The sequence below is a fragment of the Glutamicibacter creatinolyticus genome (genome assembly GCF_006094275.1).
Lineage (GTDB): Bacteria > Actinomycetota > Actinomycetes > Actinomycetales > Micrococcaceae > Glutamicibacter > Glutamicibacter creatinolyticus.
In genome coordinates this window covers 2,259,164-2,280,147 of record NZ_CP034412.1, presented here as the reverse complement: position 1 = coordinate 2,280,147, position 20,984 = coordinate 2,259,164, and the positions used below count along the sequence as shown (strand labels likewise).

19 protein-coding genes are annotated in these 20,984 nt (G+C 67.9%); 14 read left to right on the top strand and 5 right to left on the bottom strand.

Annotated features, from left to right (window positions below; translation table 11 throughout):
* Positions 1-18 precede the first annotated feature (18 nt).
* The 6 genes from GcLGCM259_RS10400 to GcLGCM259_RS10375 all read left to right on the top strand — a co-directional run bounded on the left by GcLGCM259_RS10400 (position 19) and on the right by GcLGCM259_RS10375 (position 9,197).
* Positions 19-1,170, top strand: a complete 1,152-nt coding sequence (locus GcLGCM259_RS10400; RefSeq protein ID WP_138926577.1) for a GuaB3 family IMP dehydrogenase-related protein — start codon at positions 19-21, stop codon at positions 1,168-1,170.
* A 191-nt stretch (positions 1,171-1,361) separates the two neighbouring features.
* Positions 1,362-2,207, top strand: a complete 846-nt coding sequence (locus GcLGCM259_RS10395; RefSeq protein WP_246049529.1) for an SURF1 family protein — start codon at positions 1,362-1,364, stop codon at positions 2,205-2,207.
* A gap of 52 nt (positions 2,208-2,259) precedes the next feature.
* Positions 2,260-2,724: a DUF3817 domain-containing protein gene (locus tag GcLGCM259_RS10390; RefSeq protein WP_138926576.1), complete on the top strand. Its 465-nt coding sequence runs from the start codon at positions 2,260-2,262 to the stop codon at positions 2,722-2,724.
* Positions 2,725-2,805: 81 nt separating this feature from the next.
* Positions 2,806-4,392, top strand: coding sequence for a glutamine-hydrolyzing GMP synthase (gene guaA / locus GcLGCM259_RS10385; RefSeq protein WP_138177300.1), 1,587 nt, complete (start codon positions 2,806-2,808; stop codon positions 4,390-4,392).
* Between the two features lie 252 nt (positions 4,393-4,644).
* A complete protein-coding gene (locus GcLGCM259_RS10380) occupies positions 4,645-8,874 on the top strand; it encodes a DNA helicase (protein ID WP_246049527.1) in 4,230 nt (1,409 codons plus the stop codon).
* A complete protein-coding gene (locus GcLGCM259_RS10375; protein WP_138177302.1) occupies positions 8,871-9,197 on the top strand; it encodes a hypothetical protein in 327 nt (108 codons plus the stop codon). Before GcLGCM259_RS10380 ends, GcLGCM259_RS10375 begins: the two co-directional genes overlap by 4 nt.
* 18 nt (positions 9,198-9,215) lie before the next feature.
* On the opposite strand, the gene GcLGCM259_RS10370 is transcribed toward GcLGCM259_RS10375, so the two are convergent.
* Complete coding sequence (locus tag GcLGCM259_RS10370; RefSeq protein ID WP_138926575.1) at positions 9,216-9,914, bottom strand: RcpC/CpaB family pilus assembly protein; 699 nt, start codon at positions 9,912-9,914, stop codon at positions 9,216-9,218.
* A gap of 82 nt (positions 9,915-9,996) precedes the next feature.
* Entirely contained in the window at positions 9,997-10,641 is a 645-nt protein-coding gene (locus GcLGCM259_RS10365; protein ID WP_171021233.1) for a 5-formyltetrahydrofolate cyclo-ligase, read from the bottom strand.
* A 138-nt stretch (positions 10,642-10,779) separates the two neighbouring features.
* Between GcLGCM259_RS10365 and GcLGCM259_RS10360 the strand changes: the two genes are divergently transcribed.
* Both GcLGCM259_RS10360 and GcLGCM259_RS10355 read left to right on the top strand, forming a co-directional pair.
* Positions 10,780-11,418, top strand: coding sequence for a GNAT family N-acetyltransferase (locus GcLGCM259_RS10360; RefSeq protein ID WP_138926573.1), 639 nt, complete (start codon positions 10,780-10,782; stop codon positions 11,416-11,418).
* Positions 11,419-11,576: 158 nt separating this feature from the next.
* Positions 11,577-12,449 carry a hypothetical protein gene (locus GcLGCM259_RS10355; protein ID WP_138926572.1) on the top strand — a complete coding sequence of 291 codons (873 nt, stop codon included), beginning with the start codon at positions 11,577-11,579 and terminating at the stop codon, positions 12,447-12,449.
* 82 nt (positions 12,450-12,531) lie between these two features.
* Here GcLGCM259_RS10355 and GcLGCM259_RS10350 read toward each other — a convergent pair whose 3' ends face one another.
* Positions 12,532-13,038 carry an Lrp/AsnC family transcriptional regulator gene (locus tag GcLGCM259_RS10350; protein WP_054821790.1) on the bottom strand — a complete coding sequence of 169 codons (507 nt, stop codon included), beginning with the start codon at positions 13,036-13,038 and terminating at the stop codon, positions 12,532-12,534.
* Positions 13,039-13,188: 150 nt separating this feature from the next.
* On the opposite strand from GcLGCM259_RS10350, the gene GcLGCM259_RS10345 reads away from it, so the two are divergent.
* The 4 genes from GcLGCM259_RS10345 to GcLGCM259_RS10330 all read left to right on the top strand — a co-directional run bounded on the left by GcLGCM259_RS10345 (position 13,189) and on the right by GcLGCM259_RS10330 (position 16,805).
* On the top strand, positions 13,189-13,647 hold the full coding sequence (locus GcLGCM259_RS10345) for an NUDIX hydrolase (RefSeq protein WP_138926571.1): 459 nt from the start codon (positions 13,189-13,191) through the stop codon (positions 13,645-13,647).
* 54 nt (positions 13,648-13,701) lie between these two features.
* A complete protein-coding gene (locus tag GcLGCM259_RS10340; protein WP_138177314.1) occupies positions 13,702-14,604 on the top strand; it encodes a glycine betaine ABC transporter substrate-binding protein in 903 nt (300 codons plus the stop codon).
* 85 nt (positions 14,605-14,689) lie between these two features.
* Positions 14,690-15,910 (top strand): pyridoxal phosphate-dependent aminotransferase, encoded by a 1,221-nt coding sequence (locus GcLGCM259_RS10335; protein ID WP_138926570.1) that lies wholly within the window; start codon positions 14,690-14,692, stop codon positions 15,908-15,910.
* A 25-nt stretch (positions 15,911-15,935) separates the two neighbouring features.
* Positions 15,936-16,805, top strand: a complete 870-nt coding sequence (locus GcLGCM259_RS10330; RefSeq protein WP_246049525.1) for a PPK2 family polyphosphate kinase — start codon at positions 15,936-15,938, stop codon at positions 16,803-16,805.
* Positions 16,806-16,917: 112 nt separating this feature from the next.
* Here the strand turns inward: GcLGCM259_RS10330 and GcLGCM259_RS10325 are convergent, their stop codons facing one another.
* Both GcLGCM259_RS10325 and xseA read right to left on the bottom strand, forming a co-directional pair.
* Positions 16,918-17,151 (bottom strand): exodeoxyribonuclease VII small subunit, encoded by a 234-nt coding sequence (locus GcLGCM259_RS10325; protein WP_138926569.1) that lies wholly within the window; start codon positions 17,149-17,151, stop codon positions 16,918-16,920.
* Positions 17,152-17,213: 62 nt separating this feature from the next.
* Positions 17,214-18,473 (bottom strand): exodeoxyribonuclease VII large subunit, encoded by a 1,260-nt coding sequence (gene xseA, locus GcLGCM259_RS10320; RefSeq protein ID WP_138926568.1) that lies wholly within the window; start codon positions 18,471-18,473, stop codon positions 17,214-17,216.
* A gap of 204 nt (positions 18,474-18,677) precedes the next feature.
* On the opposite strand from xseA, the gene GcLGCM259_RS10315 reads away from it, so the two are divergent.
* Complete coding sequence (locus tag GcLGCM259_RS10315) at positions 18,678-19,775, top strand: 4-hydroxy-3-methylbut-2-enyl diphosphate reductase (protein WP_138177322.1); 1,098 nt, start codon at positions 18,678-18,680, stop codon at positions 19,773-19,775.
* Between the two features lie 94 nt (positions 19,776-19,869).
* Positions 19,870-20,973, top strand: a complete 1,104-nt coding sequence (gene ychF, locus GcLGCM259_RS10310) for a redox-regulated ATPase YchF (RefSeq protein WP_138926567.1) — start codon at positions 19,870-19,872, stop codon at positions 20,971-20,973.
* Positions 20,974-20,984: the final 11 nt, after the last annotated feature.

Below are 20,984 nucleotides of genomic sequence, written 5' to 3'. Positions count from 1 at the left end.
ACTTGATAACCTAGAGCAGTGATTAACGAGATTGAGATCGGCCGCTCCAAGCGCGCCAGCCAGGCATACTCCCTTGACGACGTGGCCATCGTGCCGGACCGGCGAACCCGGGACCCCAAGGACGTCTCGGTCACCTGGCAGATCGACGCCTTCGAATTCAGCACCCCCATCCTCGGCGCCCCGATGGATTCGGTGATGAGCCCGGACACCGCCATCCAGCTGGGCCAGCTCGGCGGGCTGGGCGTGCTGAACCTGGAAGGGCTGTGGACCCGCTACGACGACCCCACCGCGGTGCTTGAGGAAATCTCCGCGCTGCGTTCGGAAAGCGCCCGCCGCGCCGACCCGGCGATCACCCGCAAGCTGCAGCAGCTGTACGCCGCGCCGATCCAGCCCGAACTGATCACCGAGCGGATCACCCAGATCCGTGAGTCCGGGGTGGTGGTGGCCGGGTCGCTGACCCCGCAGCGCACCCAGGAACACTACCAGACCGTCATCGACGCCGGGGTGGACATCTTCGTCATCCGCGGCACCACCGTCTCGGCCGAACACGTCTCCAAGACCACCGAACCGCTGAACCTGAAGCAGTTCATCTACGAACTGGACGTGCCGGTCATCGTCGGCGGCGCGGCCGGCTACACCCCGGCCATGCACCTGATGCGCACCGGCGCCGCCGGTGTGCTGGTCGGCTTCGGGGGAGGGGCCAGCAGCACCACCCGGCGCACCCTGGGCATCCACGCCCCGATGGCCACCGCCATCGCCGAGGTGGCCGCGGCACGCCGCGACTACATCGAGGAGTCCGGCGGACGCTACGTACACGTCATCGCGGACGGCGGGGTGGGCAACTCCGGTGACATGGTCAAGGCCCTGGCCATGGGAGCCGACGCCGTCATGCTCGGCACCGCCCTGGCCCGCGCCGAGGAGGCCCCGGGCGACGGGTGGCACTGGGGCATGGAGGCCGTCCACGAGGCCAGCCCCCGCGGGGACCGGGTGAAGGTGGGCACGGTCGCCCCGATGGAGCAGCTGCTCTTCGGCCCGTCCCATGAAACCACCGGCAGCTCGAACCTGGTCGGCGCGCTGCGCCGGGCCATGGCCACCACCGGCTACTCCACGCTGAAGGAATTCCAGCGGGTGGACGTCGTGGTCTCGCCCTACGAGGCCGACCGCTTCTAATCCGCCGCGCCGACGCGCGGGCACCTACCGGCCGCCACCACACCATGTGTGGTGGCGGCCGCCGGCATGTTCGCCCCCTTGTCCGGTGGGCGCCCTGCCGGGTCCTGGCCACCACGGCGGCGGGGTCAAAGGGAAGAATCTCACCCGCCGCGCATTGGCTCTTCTACAAGCAATCGAAGTACGGTAGTGATGTGCTGAAAACCGCTTTCAAACCCAAATGGATCGCCGCGCTGCTCGGTGCCCTCATCGTGGCCACCGGCTTCGTGCTGCTCTCCGGATGGCAGTTCGGTTCCTCCACCACCGAACCCCCGGTGAAGGCCGAGAAGACCGAGGTTCCGGTGCCGCTGACCGAGCACGTGCAGCCGGGCACCGAACTGCTGGGCACGAAGGCGGACCAGATTGTCACCATGCAGGGCCACTTCCTGCCGGACACCGAGATCCTGGTGGAAAAGCGCGTGCACGAGGGCCAGACCGGCTACTGGGTGATCAGCGCGTTCGCGGTGGACGGCGCCCCCGACGATGAGGCCATCGCGGTGGTGCGCGGCTGGGAAGCCGAACCGAACGACCCGCCGGCCACCCCGGAGGGCCAGTTCACCATCACCGGCCGGCTGATCCCGCCCGAGGGCCCGGTGCTGCAGCGCGACGTGCGCGAACCGTACTACGCCGCGGTCTCCAGCGCCCAGCTGGCCAACACCTGGGATCTGCCGCTGTACTCCGGATTCGTCTCCATCCACGAGCTGGCCAACGACGCCGGGCCGGTCACCGAGCCGGGGCTGAGCCACATCTTTGTCGGCACCCAGCCGCAGGAAGCCACCGTGAACTGGCTGAACGTCTTCTACGGGATTGAATGGGTGGTCTTCGCCGGCTTCGCGTTCTTCCTGTGGTACCGCCTGGTGCGCGATGACTACCAGCGCGAACTGGATGAACTGGCCGAGCAGGGCGCCGCCGAGCACCGCCGCGGCCAGGAGCCCACCGGCCAGGACGCCAGCGAAGACCACTCGTCCTCCGGCCCGCACGGCACCTCCCAGAACCACTAAGACCCCTCGGGGCTTTGCCCCAAAGCCCCTTTGCGGAAGGAACACTCCAAGCATGTCCAGCCCCACCACCCCCGGCACCCCACGCAAGTTCGGCGGCACCCCCACCCAGATCCGCAACGCGCTGGCCTTCTACAAGGTGCTCTCCTATGCCACCGGTGTGATGCTGCTGCTGCTGGTGGCCGAGATGGTCCTGAAGTACTTCTGGGGCCTGGAACTGTTCGCCGGGGGCACCCACCTGGATGGCACCGCGAACACGCTGGGCCTGTTCAACCGCGCCGAGATTGCCGGTGGGGTGAACATCTCCCTGCTGATCCTGATCGTGCACGGCTGGATGTACGTGGTCTACCTGTTCTCCGACTTCCGGCTCTGGTCGATGATGCGCTGGCCGTTCATGCGCTTCATCACCATCGCCCTGGGCGGGGTGGTCCCGTTCCTCTCCTTCTTCGTGGAGCACAAGGTGCACCGTGAGGTGGAGGCCGAACTGGCCGCGTTCCCCAAGGCCGCCAAGCGCTACTAGCGCCTTCGGTTCCCGGCTGGTGACGGGGATGACAGGGGTGCGGGGGTTTCAGCGGCGCGGTGAGCTAGTAGACTTGAATCCGTGACTACTGCGCCCCTCACCACAGAACATAAGCCGGTTCTGGTCGTCGACTACGGGGCCCAATACGCGCAGCTGATTGCTCGGCGTGTGCGTGAGGCCCGCGTGTACTCGGAGATCGTCCCGCACACCATGCCCCTGGATCAGATGCTGGCCAAGGAACCTGCCGCCATCATCCTTTCCGGCGGCCCGTCCAGCGTCTATGCGGAAAACGCCCCGGGGGTGGACCCGAAGCTGTTTGACGCTGGGGTCCCGGTCCTGGGCATCTGCTACGGCTTCCAGGCCATGGCCAACGCCCTGGGCGGCACCGTGGCCGAAACCGGTCTGCGCGAATACGGCCGCACCGAAACCGAATTCTCCGGCGGCCCGCGCTCCGTGCTGGCCGGGGCCCACACCCCACCGACGGTGTGGATGAGCCACGGCGACTCGGTCACCGCGGCCCCGGAGGGCTTTGAGGTGCTGGCCTCCACCGCCGGCGCCCCGGTTGCCGCGATCGCCGATGACGAGCGCAAGCTCTTCGGCGTGCAGTGGCACCCGGAGGTCAAGCACTGCGAGTTCGGGCAGAACGTGCTGGAGAACTTCCTCTACGACGGCGCCGGCCTGCAGGCCGAATGGACCGCCGGGTCCATCGCCGACGAACAGATCGAACGCATCCGCGCCCAGGTGGGCGACGGCAAGGCGATCTGCGGGCTGTCCGGCGGCGTGGACTCCGCCGTGGCCGCCGCCCTGGTGCAGCGCGCCATCGGGGACAACCTCACCTGCGTGTTCGTGAACCACGGGCTGCTGCGTGAAGGCGAAGCCGAGCAGGTGGAGAAGGACTTCGTGGCCGCCACCGGCGCGAAGCTGTACATCGCCGACGAACGCGAACGCTTCCTGAGCGCCCTGGACGGGGTGACCGACCCGGAAACCAAGCGCAAGATCATTGGCCGCGAATTCATCCGCGCCTTCGAGGCCGCGGAAAAGGCCATCGTCGAAGCCGAAGCCGAGGCCGGGGAGCCGGTGAAGTTCCTGGTGCAGGGCACCCTGTACCCGGACATCGTCGAATCCGGCGGCGGCGAGGGCACCGCGAACATCAAGAGCCACCACAACGTGGGCGGGCTGCCCGAGGACCTGCAGTTCGAGCTGGTTGAGCCGCTGCGCACCCTGTTCAAGGACGAGGTGCGTGCGGTGGGCCGTGAACTGGGCCTGCCCGAGGAGATCGTGGGACGACAGCCGTTCCCCGGCCCGGGCCTGGGCATCCGCATCATCGGTGCGGTGAACGAGGAACGCCTCTCGATCCTGCGCAAGGCCGACGCGATCGCCCGCGAGGAGCTGACCAACGCCGGACTGGATGACGAGGTCTGGCAGATGCCGGTCGTGCTGCTGGCCGATGTGCGCAGCGTGGGCGTGCAGGGCGATGGGCGCACCTACGGGCACCCGATCGTGCTGCGCCCGGTCTCCAGTGAGGACGCGATGACCGCGGACTGGTCCCGCCTGCCCTACGACCTGCTGGCCCGGATCTCCAACCGGATCACCAACCAGGTCGACGGGGTCAACCGGGTGGTGCTGGATGTGACCAGCAAGCCCCCGGGAACCATCGAATGGGAGTAATCCGCCCCTAGCGGATCGCCCACGGGCGGAATCGGACAAAGGCCAGCCGGCGGCGCACGCCGCCTCGGCCGGCCACCGGTTCCGCCCGTGGCGCTTAAACAGTGTTTCGTACAGCCGAACCGGGCCGTGCGTGCACTACCTTAGGAAGTGGCGTGTTGTGTGCCAAAACCGGCCCGCGGCGACCGCGCGGCACGGGGGCAAAATCTGATCCCGGCATCGGCGGGCGCCGCCGACGGGAAGCGAACGAAGGGAATGAGAGTCGTGACTAGTGGCCGAACTGCTGCCGCCGAACGCGTGGCCAGCTGGGTAAAGACCCTGGGGCAGGGGACCGGCGCGGACACCACGCTGCGGTTCGCCCCGTCGACCTCCAACAGCATCGACATCACCCACGCCAACCCCTCGGGCCTGGCCCAGTTCCTGGCCGGGCGGCGCACCCGCCTGTCCACCCTGCTGCATGACGCGGACCAGTTCGCGGTGGCCAAGCGCACCGCCCGCGCGCTGGACGCGAAGATCGATGAACTGTGGGACGAGCGCGGCATCGACGTGGGCTACCTGGCCGCGGGCGTGGCGAACTGGCGCGCCACCCATGAGGGGCGCAGCGAGGCGCTGTCCGCCCCGATCATGCTCGGGCGGATCAAGCTGACCCGCCACCTGGACCAGGACGACTACGACGTGCAGCTGGTGGGCCGCGCCATCGTCTCCCCGGCGTTCATCCGCCAGGTCGAGGCCGACCACCACGCCGCCATTGACACCCAGGCGGTGCACGCCGCCGCCTACTCCATCGCCCGCTTCGACCCGGTGCGCGGCATGGATGCGCTGCGCCACCAGCTGGCCGACGTGCCCGGGGTGGTCATCGGCCACCGCCTGCTGCTGTCCACCTTCGCGGATCTGACCGACCCGGCCGACCCGTCCAAGCTCAGCGCCGGGCACCCGGTCATCGCCGGGCTGGTCAACTACGCCGAACACGCCGCCGGCATCCAGGACGCGGCCCGGCAGGACACCGCCCAGGATGCCGCGGACGCGGCGCAGGGCGCCGGCACCGAGGAGGACGAGCAGGCCCCGGCCCACTCCGGCTCCCGGCTGCGCCGCGTGGCCGAACGCTTCAAGGAGAGCGCCCGCGGACCCAAGCGGGAGACCCCGGCACCCGGGCAGTCGGCCCCCGCCCTCGGCGCCCCGCAGCGGGTGCACACCGGCACCCGGGTGATCAGCCGCAGCTCCGATGAACGCGACCCGGCCGACGAACTCTACCTGCTGGACGCCGACGAGTCCCAGGCCAAGGTGCTGGACTACGTGGCCGCCGGGGAATCGGTGAGCGTGAACGCCGCCGCCGGTACCGGGGCCACCCAGACCGCCCTGAACGCGGCCGCAGTGCTCGCTGCCCAGGGCAAACGCGTGCTGGTGATCGCCGAACAGCGTTCGGCCGCCGAGGAATTCGTCACCCGCTTCAACGAGAAGCTGGACGCCGCCAGCCTGCTGCTGGGCCCGAACGAGGACCCGGAGGCGCTGCGCCGGCAGCTGACCCGCGCCATCCTGCGCAACGAAAAGGCCACCGAACCGCACCAGCAGAAGCTCTTCGCCAAGCTGCGCGAACACCGCACCGCCCTGCAGGAGCACGTCAAGTCCCTGCACACGGTGCGCAGCCGCTGGGGCTGCTCGCCCTACCAGGCCATGCAGGAGCTGGCCCGGCTTTCCGCGCTGGAGCCGGCCCCGTCCACCACGGTGCGCCTGAAGCGTTCGGTGCTGGACTCCATGGGCCAGCGCGGCCACGTCGCCGCGCAGCTCAAGCGCGCCGCCCAGCTTGGCGCGTTCAGCAAGGAGCACACCTCCAGCCCCTGGCACGGGGCACCGCTGCGCAACCAGGAGCAGACCGAACAGGCCCTGGCCCTGGCCTCGGGGCTGGGCCGGGACCTGCCGATCCTGCACGAGCACATGGTGGAGGTCGCCCAGAAGTCCCAGATCCGCCTGGAGGAGACCTACGACAAGTGGGGGGACCAGCTGGCCCTGCTGGTGGCCGTGCGCGGCTCGCTGGACAAGTTCGAGCCGGACATCTTCGAAGGCGACATCGATGACCTGATCGCCGCGACCGCCTCCAGCCAGTGGCGGCGCGAGCACGGGGTGGAGATGGGCTCCATTGTCCGCTCCCGGCTGCGCAAGATCGCCAAGGAATACGTCCGTCCCGGCATGCATGTGCCGGACCTGCAGTCCGCCCTGCAGGCCATCAGCGAACAGCGTGAGGCCTGGCGCGTCTACGCCACCAGCCAGCGCAACCCGCAGGTGCCCGGCGGGCTGCTGGACGTGGAGGCCGGCTACCATGACGCCGGCTCCCGCATCGACTCGCTGGCCGGGATGCTGCCCACCCGGTTGGGCACCCGGCTGCGCGAAATGCCGGTCAAGGAGCTGATGAACACCATCGCCAGCCTGGTGGACCGCGCCGATGACCTGAAGGAACTGCCCGAACGCACCATCATCTCCGAACAGCTGGCCGAGACCGGGCTGGGGGATTTGCTCGCCGACTTCGCCGAGCGTGAGATCGACGCGGACGAGGTCGACGCCGAACTGGAGTTGGCCTGGTGGCAGTCCGCCCTGGAGGCGATGATCTCCGGGGATGACTTCCTGGCCATGAACGACGGCGCGAAGCTGGAGAAGATCGAGGCCGACTACCGCCTGGCCGACGGCGCGCACATCGCCGCCGGCCCCGAGCGGATCCGCTGGGCGCTGGCCAAGAACTGGAAGGGCGCCCTGGCCGACCACCGTGCCGGGGGCCGCGAACTGCGCGCCATGCTCAAGGACGGCACCCCCTCGGTGTCCGGCCTGCTGGCGCTGGGCGCCCCGCTGGCCAACTCGCTGACCCCAGTCTGGGTGGCCGCCCCGCTGCTGCTGGGCACCGCGCTGCCCGAGGAGGCCGACTTTGACGCGGTGATCCTGCTGGAGGCCAACTACCTGACCCTGCGTGAGGTGCTGGACGCGATCCGCCGCTCCAGCCAGGTCATCGCCGTGGGCGACACCATGCTCGGCGGCCCCAAGCCGTTCGAGGTGTCGGTGGACCCCACCGCCCGGGTCGCCGAACGCGGCACCGAAATCTCCGCGCTGCAGGCGCTGAACCAGGTGCTGGTCACCCAGACCCTGTCCACCGTCTACCGCGGCATCGACGAAGGCCTGGTCGAACAGCTCTCCCACGCCTACTACCAGGACAAGCTCTCCCGGCTGCCCGGGGCCAGTTCGCTGTCCTACACCGCCCCGCGGCTGTCCAGCTACTATGTGCCGGACGCCACCGGGACGCTGTCCAGCTCCGAGGAGGGCGTGCAGACCACGGCGGCGGAAGTCGCCGCGGTGGTGGACCTGGTGTTCAGCCACTTCCGGCGCAACGGCCACGAGTCGCTGGCGGTCATTGCCTCCAACCGGGTGCACGCCGCCGCGATCGCCGAGGCGATCCGGGTGCAGCTGCCCAACCACCGCTACGCGATGGAGCACTTCCGGGCCAGCCACGAACCGTTCGTGGTCACCACCATGGACCGGCTGATCGGGCTGCGCCGTGACGCGGTGATCTTCGCCTGGGGTTATGGACGCACCCCGCACGGCAAGGCGCTGCACGAATTTGGTGCGCTCTCCCGCAGCGACGGCGATTCGCTGTTCGTTGCGGCGATGACGCGGGCGCGCAAGCGCATGGTCCTGGTCTCCGGGCTGCTGCCCGAGGACGTGGAGCTGAACCGCGTGTACCGCGGGGCCAAGCAGTTCTTTGAGCTCTTCGGCCGGGTGCACGCCGGGGACTCCGGGGTGAGCACCAACCGCTCGCTGCGCCACGACCCGCTGGTGGCCGACCTGGCCAAGCGGCTGCGTGAACGCGGCGCCATCGTCACCGAGGACTACCGCGGGGTGCTGGACTTGTCCGCCCACGTGCTGGAAACCGAGTCCGGGCAGATCCCGCCGCTGGCCGTGGTGTACGACGGCACCGAACACTACAGTCACCTGACGGTGCGCGAGCGCAGCCGGCTGCGTCCGGACTTCTTCGAGACGAACGGCTGGCGGTACGTGCCGCTGTGGACCATTGACGTGTTCACGGACCCGACCTCGGTCGCCGACCGGCTGGCCGCCTACCTGAACCTGGCCAAGCCCAGCACCAAGGAGCCGGACGAGCCGCGCGCCAAGCTTTCGGTCGCCAAGCCGGTGTCCGCCAGCTCGGTGGCCGCCGCCCCGGCGGCCGGTGCTGCGGCCGAGTCCGGCACCAAGCCCGCGCCGAAGCCGGAAACCGGGGACATCGCAGTGAAGTCGCCGAAGCTGGACCAGGACTCCAAGCCCGGGGCCCAGGACGCCGGGTCGCAGGCCGGGGAAGGGCCCTCCGCCGAGCCGAAGGCGCAGCCGGAAAAGCAGGCCGAACAGGGGCAGAAGCCGGAGCCGGACCAGGCCCAGGCGGCCCAGCCCGCCGATGGCGGCACCCCGGCCCCGGTGCCGGCCAGCCGCAGCACCGAATCCGGCGACAAGTGAGCGACGAACACCAGGGCCCGTCCGGGGACGCCGCAGCCGCGCCACGGCGCAAGCGGCGCCCCCGGGTCGTGGCCCAGCCGCAGCATCTGCCGGTGGCCACCGAATTGACCGGCAGCTACCGGCAGCTGGAGCGTCCGGCCAGTGTGGACGCCGCCCTGGCCAACAGCCACGCCGCCAACGAACCGGGCACCGCGCAAGACCCGGGGGCCGGGGATCCGCTCTCCCAGCTGCGCGCCAAGGACGAGGACCCGGCCGGGTGGGGTGAGAAGCCTGATGACCTGGCCGAGGGGATGCGCCGTGAAAAACCGCCGCACTGGGGCTGATACGCCGCCGGCCGTACGCTAATTCACCAGCACGGCGGAAACCTTGCCGCGGGTGACCGCCCCGGAGAGCTCATCGGCCTGGGCCCCGTCGGCGGCCACCACCACAATGCCCTCCCCGGACGTGCCGGAGGCCGGCAACAGCCCCAGCGAATCACCCTCGCCGCGCTGCGGCACCCACAGCACCGGCAGGCGCCGGCCAATGGTGTGGGAGATGATCTCCTGTTCAAAGCCGTCCCCGCTGCTGAGCACGATATCAACCAGCTGCCCGGGGTGCAGCAGCTGAACGGTGGCCGGATCCGACAACCGGATCGGCACCGCCACACTGCCCGGCGGCATCCCGGTCAGCAGCTGTGGACCAATTAACACCTGTTCATTGAGCAATGCACCGGCCGGTAAACCCACCGCCAGGCGCTGGCCGATGGCCTGCTGGGGATCATCGAGCAGCCCCGGGACCCGTGACAGGCCGCTGACCGGTGAGAACACCACGTCCTGGGCCAGCAGCTGGGACCCGGCGGACTTCTCCACGGCCAGGGTCAGCACCTGCTGGTCGCTGGTCCTCTCCGGCGCCAGGGCGCTGAGCAGCGAGGCGCCGGCCAGCACGGCGAAGGCCACCGCCAACGGGCGGCGGTAGCGACGGAACAGCTCGGCCCGTGAGGACGCCGGGCGGCGGCGGGGACGCGGAATTCGTGGGGCACGCGAGGTGCGAAATCGGCTCATGGCCCCATGCCACCACCGCGGCCCCGGTTCCGGGCGCACGAGCCCGCGGTTTGTGGAGGATGCTAGGGGAGGAGGAGGATCCCTAGAACCCGTTGTCCAGGCGCCGTATCGCGGAGGGCGTGATTACCACGCCGACCGGGCGATCATGGCGGTCCACGGCGAAGGAGCCGGCCTCCACGAACTCGTCATCGCGCACCAGCGCCGCAATCCGAGTCTGGTAGCCATCAATCTTGGGCAGGAACCGGTCATAGTAGCCCCCGCCCTGCCCCAGACGCAGCCCGGCGCTATCCACCGCCAGGGCGGGGATGAACATCAGGTCTATCTCGGCAAACAAGCTGGCATCGTGGCGCGGTCCGACCGGTTCGTTGACCGGGGCCACCCGGCTCTGCACGATCTCGGTGCCCGGCTCCCAGCGGGTCCAGGACAGGACATGTCCCGGCTCGCACACCGGCAGGTAGACCTCGAAGCCGCGCCCGGTCAGCTCCTGGAGCAACGGGGCCGTGTCCGGCTCGTCCGGGGAGGAAAAGTATGCCGCCACTTTCTTCGAATGCCCCTCGGGGGCCGCGTCCAGCACCTCCAGCACCCGCTGGCGAAGGAGGGCAGCCTCCTCGGCGCGCAGTTCCGGGGAGAGCCGACGCCGCTCGGCGCGAATCGCCCGGCGCCAGCTGGGCTTGTCCTGCGGCACGGGCGGGTGATGCTCCAAACGATGCGAAGGGTGCTGGCTCATGCAAGCTACTGTACCTTTTGTCCGCATCCCGCCCAGCCCTGCCGGGGTGGCGATTCGCCCTGGCTCCACAGCGTCATATCGGTGGCCCTTCGATGTGTCAGGCGCGGCGCAGGGCCGGCGGCGGCATACGATACTCATATGTTTTCCTCCTGGCTGCCGCGTCCGGCACTGGACGTGCTTGAGTCCGACCGGTTGCTGCTGCGCGGGCTGACCCGGAAGGACTACGAGGCGTGGATGCACCTGCGCTGGGTCAACAGCCAGTGGCTGCAACCATGGGATCCCACCGACCCCGCCGGACGCACCCCCACCACCACCTTTCAACAGATGGTCCGCTCCCAACGCCAGTCGGCGCTGGAAGGGACCGGCTACTGCTGGGTGGTCACCCTGAAGGACCCGCACGCGGCCAACCCGCCGCTGATTGGGCAGGTGTCCCTGTCCGGGATCCAACTGGGGGCCGCGCGCAGCGCCTCGATTGGCTACTGGATTGATCACGGGCACGCCGGGTTTGGCTACATCCCCGAGGCGGTGGCCCTGGTGGGGGACTACGGCTACGCAAAGCTGGGGCTGCACCGGCTGGAAATCAATATTCGCCCCGAAAACGCGGCCAGTCTGCGGGTGGTGGAAAAGCTGCGGTTCCGTGACGAAGGGGTGCGCGAACGCTTCCTGCACATCAACGGGCAGTGGCGGGATCACCGCACCTTCGCGCTGAACCGAGAGGACTTCAGCGGGACACTATTAGAACGTATCAACGAATCCCGGCCCGAACCGCGGCCCTGAGTCGTGGTTTGCGCGCTGATGTGAGGCAACTGGGCAGAAAACTTGTAGACACACCGCGACATTTGACCAGCGCCGCGTGATCGGTTGCATAGGGTTAAATCGAGAATCCCTGACCTGGATTCAATGTTGACCGACCGGAATCGGTGATGGAGGAATCAATGGCTGCCACGTCGCAGGGCGCACCGCAGAAAAAAGTTTCAGCTGCCCAGCCAAAACTTCGCCTGCGCTATGGACGGTTGAGCGTGGCCCTCGTCGGCTTGCTGGCCCTGGTGGCGACACTGGTCACCGCGGTGCTGGCCCCGTTCACCTCGATCGGTTTCGGCCTGGTGTTCTTCCTCTTCGCCCTGGGAGTGGCCAGCTTCGCCGCCCTGCGCACCATGGCCGTGCGTGACCGCAACCGCAAGCTGCTGCAGCGCATGGAAGCGGTACGTGAGCAGGCCCTGCACACCCCGGCCTTCGAGGACTCCAGCAACCAGGTCATCGCCAAGTCCGCGAAGGATGAGAAGGTTTTTGACGCCCGACCGGATTCCGGCCGTCGGGCTCCCTCGATTACCGCAGAGGAACTGCGTGCCGAGGCCCTGCGTGTGGCCCGCGGCGACGGTGGCGTGAAGCAGCCGGCCACCTGGGAACCGACCGAGGTGCCCAAGCCGAAGTACGTTGCCGTGCGCGAAGCCACCGAAGCCACCCGTCAGCAGGTCGCCGAGCAGGTTCGTCCCGAGCCGCTGCCGAAGGCCGAACCGCTGCGCCCCAGCGCGAAGATCAGCCTGAAGGCCTCCGAGGAGGCCCGCGAGATCGCCAAGCAGGTTTCCGCGGCAGACAAGGCGGCCATCGCCAAGCTTGACGCCGCCCGCGACACCGCCGAGGAAAAGGCCGCCGAGACCCCGGTGAAGCCGGCCGCCAGCGAGGAAGCCGCCAAGGCTGCGCCAGCCAAGGCCGAGAAGGCCGCCCCGGCGCCCAAGGCGAAGACCGAGGCCGAGGGATCGAAGCAGCGGCTGAACCTGGACGCGGTGCTGCAGCGCCGCCGGGCCTAGCACTTCACCGCACCACGACACAGCAACGGGCTGGGAACCACTGGTTCCCAGCCCATTGCCGCAGGTTGTAGCCGATGTACGGCTACAGCTGTTCGTCCTCACCCAGCAGCGGCCCACCGCTGCCCTTGTGGTGGCCAAAGACCAGCGTGGTTTCCGTGTGGCCCACCGACTCGTCCGTGGCCAGGTTATCCAGCACCCAGTCCCGCAATTCCTCGGTGGAGCGCACCGCAATGTGCAGCAGGTAGTCGGTGCCGCCGGAGACGTGGAACATGGACAGCACCTCGGGAAGCTGCGGGATGCGTTCACGGAAGCGGTCAATCTTCTCCCGGTCATGGGCCCGCAACTTCACCGAAATCAGCGCCTGCACGGTGCGGCCGACCGCGGTGAGGGAAATCTCCGCGTGGTATCCGGTGATGATGCCGCGCTCCACCAGCGAACGGGTGCGCAGCAGCGCCGTGGACGGGGCGATGCCGGCCCGCTGGGCCAGTGTGGCGTTGGAGATGCGCGCATTGCCGACCAACTCATCGATGATAATTCGGTCAATCTCATCAAGTTCGGTGTTCGGGTGCGAATCGGAGTGCGAAGACATAGCAACATTTCATCACATTCCCGCTTCCCCGGAATCCACCGGCCAGCCGCCAGCTGCCTGGCTCGGCTGCCGGCCGCAGGATCCAATGTGCTTAAACGTTGCGGGTGCGCCGGAGGAAAACCAGGGTGGCGGATCACTATATTTGAACCCATGACGCGACAATCAGAATTCACCGGCGAGCTCTACGACACCCGGCTGGCCGCCTACTGCCTGGTGGAATCGGAGGGCCGTTTCCTGCTGACCCTGTGGGACATGCGTCACCGTGACACCCATTTCATGCCGCGCTGGTCACTGCCCGGCGGGGGAATTGAACTGGGGGAGGACCTTGAGCAGGGCGCGGCGCGCGAGGTTTTTGAGGAGACCGGCTATCACGTGAAGGACCTGGTCCTGCTCGATGCCTCCACCGGGGTGATTCCGGCCGCCAAACGCTATGTGCAGACCGCGCACGCCATGCAGACCGTGGCGATTGTCTACCGGGCCAGCATCGGCGGCGGGTCGCTGCGCCACGAGGTCGGCGGCAGCACCAGCCGCGCCGAATGGTTCACCCGCGAGGAAATCAGCAAGCTGCCGCGCATTGAACGCGTCGACAGGATGCTGCGCCTGTACTAGAACACTGCGTGTGACCCGGCCAAACACCGGGTCGTGGCATAGGCTAAGGGAAGTATGAAACGTCGCAAAGTGTTGCCGGTCCTCTGCACCGGCGCGGTGCTGGTCCTGGGTCTCAGCGCCTGCACCGGCAACCCCCAAGACCCCGCACCGCCCACCGAAGCGGTCGAATTGCGCATGGCCACCCACTCCGAGCCCACCTACCGGGCGCTGGGGGCCATCTACGCCGACCAGCTGGAGCAGAAGGGCTACCAGGTCACGCTGCTGGACCCGGTGGCGGACCCGGCCGCTCAGGTCCTGGCCGGGCAGGCCGACCTGGTGATCACCAGCGCCGGCACCGCCGCCCACCAGGTGGCCCCGGCCAGGCCGGATACGAAGAACACCGACAGCGCGGTGCTCAGCCGTGAGCAAAGCGCCAAGATGATCGCCGGCGCCCTACCCGAAAACGTCCGCGCACTGGATGCCAGCCCCGGGGACCTGGGTTCGGTGCTGGTGATGAGCCGGGCGCAGCTGGCCCTGCAGGACGTGGAGGACTACAAGGAGCTGGCCCAGAAGTGCCCGTCCCTGAAGCTCGCCGCCCCGCAGGCCTCGGCCACCCTGCTGCGTGAGGGGCTGGATGGGGCCAACTGCTCCGCCGCCAAGGTGGAGGCCACCACCGCGGACCGCCTGCCTGGCATGTTGCGCAACGCCGAGGTGGACGGGGTGGTGCTTTCCCAGGCCGACGCGCTGATCGCGGACGAGGGCTTTGTGTCCGTGGCCGGCACCGAGGCGCTGTTTGACAGCGAACCGGTCCTCGCCCTGGGCGATGCGGACGTGGATGAGGGCGCGGCCCGCGCCATCAACGAGGTGACCGCGAAGCTGGATGAGGATACGCTCACCGCCGTGTCGCGCATGGCCCACGGCACCGAGCCGGCCAGCGCCGAGGACGTCGCCGAACGCTGGCAGTGGCTCTCCCAGTAGCCGGCCGGGCCGGTGCCCAAAAAAGTTTGAAATGGAATTACGCGCCGCGAGACTTGCACCGTTGCGGCGTGAGAAAGTAGGGAACATGCCGGAATTCAAGCAGTCCACCAAGCTTCACAACGTCCTATACGACATTCGTGGACCGCTGCTTGAGCACGCCCAGCGGATGGAGGCCGAAGGGCACCGCATCCTGAAGCTGAACATCGGCAACCCGGCCCCGTTTGGTTTTGAAGCCCCCGACGCGATCCTGGTGGACATGATCCGCAACCTGCCCAACGCCCAGGGCTACTCGGATTCCCGCGGCATCCTCTCGGCGCGCACCGCGGTGTCCCAGTACTATCAGACCCGCGGCATCCAGACCATTGGCGTGGATGACGTGTACCTGGGCAACGGGGTGTCCGAGCTGATCACCCTGAGCCTGAATGCGCTGCTGAACAACGGGGACGAGATCCTGATCCCGGCCCCCGACTATCCGCTGTGGACCGCCTCGGTGTCCCTGGCCGGGGGCACCCCGGTGCACTACCTCAATGACGAGTCCGAGGGCTGGCTGCCGGACATCGAGGACATGGAATCAAAGATCACCCCCCGCACCAAGGGCATCGTGATCATCAACCCGAACAACCCCACCGGGGCGGTGTACCCGAAGCAGACGCTCGAGGCGATCCTGGAGCTGGCCCGCCGGCACAACCTGGTCGTCTTCTCGGATGAGATCTACGAAAAGATCCTCTACGACGACGCGGTGCACGTGAACACGGCCTCCCTGGCCGATGACGTACTTGTTTTGACCTTCTCGGGGCTCTCCAAGGCCTACCGGGTGTGCGGTTTCCGCTCCGGGTGGATGGCCATCTCCGGGCCGAAGCAGCAGGCGCGGGACTACATTGAGGGCATCAACCTGCTGACCAACATGCGCCTGTGCGCCAATGTTCCGGCCCAGCACGCCATCCAGACCGCACTGGGCGGGTACCAGTCGATCAATGACCTGATCCTGCCCGGCGGCCGGCTGCGCGAACAACGCGATGCGGCCTACGACCTGCTGACCGCGATCCCCGGTGTTTCGGTGCAGAAGGCCAAGGGCGCCCTGTACATGTTCCCGAAGCTGGATCCGCAGGTGTATCCGATCCACAACGACGAAACCTTCGCCCTGGAACTGCTCAAGGCCCAAAAAATCCTGGTGACCCAGGGGACCGCCTTCAACTGGGTGCGCCCGGACCATTTCCGGCTCGTTACCCTGCCCTCGGTCCGCGACCTGCAGGACGCGGTGGGGCGCATCGGGGAATTCTTGGCAGACTGGCGTTCCCACGCCTGACCAACTACCTGGAAGTGGTGCAACCATGAACGGCAACGTCGAAAACAGTGACCTGATCCTGGGGATGCGGGTTGGCGGCGAGCCGCGCCTGGCCGAGCGCCAGACCGGCCTGCCGCACTGGTGGCCGGTACAGGCACCACAATCCAAGGCCGAGGGGAAGAAGGCCCTGGAGCATCTGGGCGAGCAGCTCTCCGACGATCAGGAAAAACTGTTCGCCTCGGCCATCGCCGGCGGCTCAAAGGATTCGGTGCTGCTGATCCTGCAGGGGATGGACACCTCCGGCAAGGGCGGCATCGTCCGCCACGTGCTGGGACTGGTGGACCCGCAGGGCGTCTCCCACCACTCCTTCAAGGCCCCGACCCCGGAGGAACAGGCCCACGACTTCCTGTGGCGCATTGAACGCCAGGTGCCGCAGGCCGGGATGATTGGTGTCTTCGACCGTTCACACTATGAGGATGTGCTGGTTCACCGGGTGCGGAAGCTGAGCACCGCCGAGGAAGTCGAATCCCGCTACGGGCGGATCAATGACTTTGAACAGCGCCTGGTGAACCAGGGCACCCGGGTGCTGAAGGTCTTCCTGCACCTGAGCCGGGAGGAGCAGTACCAGCGGCTGATGGCCCGCCTGGATGACCCAACCAAGCACTGGAAGTTCGCCACCGGGGACGTGGATGACCGCCTGCTGTGGGACGAATACCAGAGCGCCTACGAGATCGCCATCAGCCGGACGAACACCAAGGCGGCTCCATGGTATGTGGTTCCGGCCGACCACAAGTGGGCCGCCCGGTGGTGCGTGGCCAAACTGCTGCAGCAGGTGCTGGGGGAGATCAACCCGCAGTGGCCGCAGGCCACCTACGATGTCGCCGCACAGCGGGCGCGGCTGGAAGCGGCGCACTAGCCAGCAGGCTGCCGCCGGAGTGCGGATCCGCGCCCCCAGGCTGGCTTTGCCCGGCCGGGCAGCGGGGTGGTCGTGTGCCCCGGAGCAGCGCGCAGGTTGGTGGGTGGGGAACCTAGTCCTCGTCCTCCATGTCCTCAACCCGCTGCCGCGCCTGCTCCAGGCGCTGGGAAACGCCGTTGAGCCAGTTCTCGCAGTGCAGGGCCAGCGCCTCACCGCGCTCCCACAGCTTCAGGGACTGCTCCAGGCTGGCGCCGCCGGTCTCCAATTGGTTGACCACCGAGACCAGTTCCTCGCGGGCCTGTTCGTAGCTGAGCTGGACGATGTCTTCGGGGAGCTGCTGGGTCATTTTCATATCCTTGTCATTCACGGGCGTCTGGGAAGTTTCACATGGGGCGGCGCCGGGCGGGACTACGTCTCACGAGGTTCCGGGTGGACATCGCGCACCTGGGCGTCGAACCGGCCGGCCGCGACGCGCACCCGCACCGCCGCCCCCGCCTCCAGGACCGCGGCATCACGAATGATGGCCCCGGACGCGTCCTGGGCGACCGCGTAGCCGCGGTCCAGGGTTTGCTGGGGTGAGAGCGCCCGCACCTGGGTGGCCAGGTGGCGGATCTCGTCCCGTGCCCGGTCCACCCGATGGCCCAGCAGCTGAGTGGACCGCTCCCGCCAGCGGGAGAGGTCCTCGCGGCGGGTGGTGATCATGGTTTCGGGGAACGCCATGACCGGGCGGGCACGCAGCGATTCAAGCAGCTGGGCCTCACGCTGCAGCTGGTGGTTGATGGCCCTATCCAGCCGGTCCCGGGCCTGGGCCAGCCCGGCAAACTCCTCCTGCAGATCCGGCACGATGCGCTTGGCCGCGTCCGTGGGGGTGGAGGCCCGAAGGTCGGCCACGTCATCCAGGATCGGGCGGTCCGCCTCGTGCCCGATGGCGGAGACCACCGGGGTGGTTGCGGCGAACACCGCGCGAACCAGCTCCTCACTGGAAAACGGCAGCAGGTCCTCCAGCGCCCCGCCGCCGCGGGCAATGACAATGACATCGATTTGCGGGTCCGCATCCAGCTGGGCCAACGCCGCCATCACCTGGGAAGCGGCGTCGCGGCCCTGCACGGCGGTGTTGATGATCCTAAAGCGCGCCGCCGGCCAGCGCAGCGTCGCGTTGCGCACCACGTCCTTCTCCGCATCCGAATCGCGCCCGGTGATCAGCCCGATGGTGCGTGGCAGCACCGGCAGCGGCTTCTTGTGCTCCAGGGCAAACAACCCCTCCGCGCCGAGCGCCTGGCGCAGACGCTCCAGCCGGGCCAGCAGCTCGCCGAGCCCCACCGGGCGCAGGTCGGTGGCGTTCAGCGACAACCGTCCGGTCTTGGTGTAGAGATTCGGCTTCACCCGGGCCACCACGCGGGAGCCCACCTCCGGCTTGGTAGCCAGCCCGCGCATCACCGAGGCCCACACGGTCACCGAGAAGGAGTAGTCCGCATCCACGTCGCGCAGCGTCAGGTAGGCGTGCCCGTTGCGGATATTGGCCTCCAGCAGCTGGCCCTCCACCCAGGAGATGGGGGAGTTCTCAATATGGGCCTTCAGCTTCTCGGAGAGCACGCGCAGCGGCCACGGGTTCTCCGGGCTGGTTTCACGGGCCGTGAGCGGCATCGTGTCCGGGGCACGGGATTCCATTCGCGCTTCTCCTCACCTGGGTCCGGGGCGAATAAGGCCTGGACCGGCCCCGTTCGCACCTGTGACGCTACACCACCGCACCGACAATTCCGTGCCGCACGGCGCCCTGGTCTTGACCGGCAGAGGCCAACCTCACAGGCGCGCGGCGGTGGTGCGCATCATATGAGCATGGGCTAACTTGCGTCCACTTCGTAGACTAGTGCCATGGCTACTTCCACTTCCATTCCGGTTTCCCTGCCGATGCCCCGCATCCCGCGGACCCGACGTTCACCTCAGGAGATCGCCGACGCTTCGCCGAATGTGAACCAGCGCAAGGTGCTGTTGGCTGCCCCGCGCGGCTACTGCGCCGGGGTGGACCGTGCCGTGGTGGCGGTGGAAAAGGCGCTGGAGCACTACGGCCCGCCGGTGTACGTGCGCAAGCAGATCGTGCACAACCTGCACGTGGTCTCCGAGCTGGAGGCCCGCGGGGCGATCTTCGTGGAGGAAACCGATGAGGTGCCCGAGGGCGCCCTGGTGGTCTTCTCCGCCCACGGCGTCTCCCCGGCCGTGGTGCGCTCCGCCGAGGACCGTGGTCTGCAGACCATCGACGCCACCTGCCCGCTGGTGACCAAGGTGCACCGCGAAGCGGTGCGCTTTGCCAAGAATGACTATGAAATCCTGCTCATCGGCCACGAGGGCCACGAGGAGGTGGAGGGCACCTACGGTGAGGCGCCGCACGCCACCACCATCGTGAACAACCCCGAAGAGGCCGACACCGTCCAGGTGAAGAACCCGGACAAGCTGATCTGGCTCTCGCAGACCACCCTGAGCGTGGACGAGACCATGGAGACCGTGCGCCGGCTGCGGGAGCGCTTCCCGAACCTGCAGGACCCGCCCAGCGACGACATCTGCTACGCCACCACCAACCGACAAGTGGCCATCAAGACAATTGCCCCCAAATCAGATCTGGTGATCGTGGTGGGCTCCTCAAACTCATCCAACTCGGTGCGCCTGGTCGAGGTGTCCCTTGACTACGGCGCCAAGGCCGCCTACCGGGTGGACTTCGCTCACGAAGTAGATGAGTCCTGGTTCGAGGGAGTCTCCACCGTGGGTGTGACCTCCGGGGCCTCCGTGCCCGACGTGCTGGTGCAGGAAGTGCTGGAGCTGCTGGCCGAATACGGTTTTGGGGACGTGGAAGAAATCACCTTGGCCGAGGAGGACATCGTCTTCTCGCTGCCCAAGGAAATCCGCGGCAAGCTCAAGGAAGCTGGGGATGACTCCCGCGCCCTGGGCGGACGCGGCACCCCCACCACCTCGCGTTAATCGTGCACTGCCCGCCCGGCTCCGCCACGCGCCAAAAGGTGCGCGGCGCACCCAGTTCACCTCCCACCCCTAGCAAAAGGTAGAATCGTCTCCCGTGGCTCTTACTATCGGAATCGTCGGACTGCCCAACGTCGGCAAGTCCACCATGTTCAACGCGCTGACCCGTGCCCAGGTGCTGGCGGCCAACTACCCCTTCGCGACCATCGAACCCAACGTCGGTGTGGTCCCGCTGCCCGATGAGCGGCTGAAGGTGCTGGCCAAGATCTTCGGCTCCGAGCGCATCCTGCCCGCGACCGTGTCCTTCGTGGACATCGCCGGCATCGTCAAGGGCGCCAGCGAGGGTGAAGGGCTGGGCAACAAGTTCCTGGCCAACATCCGCGAGGCCGACGCCATCTGCCAGGTCACCCGCGCGTTCGTGAACGACGACGTCATCCACGTCAACGGCAAGGTGGACCCGGAGTCGGACATCGAGACCATCGCCACCGAGCTGATCCTGGCCGACCTGCAGACCATTGAGAACCAGCTGCCCCGCCTGGAGAAGGAACTGCGCGGCAAGAAGATCGACAAGTCCTTCATGGACAACGTGCTCGCCGCGCAGAAGGTGCTCGAAGAGGGCAAGACGCTCTACGCCGCCGGCGCCGCGGCCGGAGTCGACCTGGAGGAAATCGCCTCGCTGCAGCTGATGACCACCAAGCCGTTCATCTACGTGTTCAACACCGATGAGGCGGGCTTGGCCGACACCGAGATGCAGGCCAAGCTCTCCGAGCTGGTGGCCCCGGCCGAGGCGATCTTCCTGGACGCCCAGTTCGAGGCCGAGCTGGCCGAGCTGGAAGAAGACGAGGCCGTGGAGATGCTCGAAGACGCGGGCATCGAGGAATCCGGGCTGGACAAGCTGGCCCGGGTTGGCTTCGATACCCTGGGGCTGCAGACCTATCTGACTGCCGGGCCGAAGGAAACCCGTGCCTGGACCATTCCCAAGGGGGCCACCGCACCGGAGGCCGCCGGGGTGATCCACACCGATTTCCAGCGCGGCTTCATCAAGGCCGAAGTGGTCAGCTTTGATGACCTGGTCGAGGTCGGCTCCGTTGCCAACGCCAAGGCCGCAGGCAAGGCGCGCATTGAAGGTAAGGACTACATCATGCAGGACGGCGACGTCGTCGAGTTCCGTACCGGACTTACATCAGGTAGCAAGAAGTAGCAACGATCCCG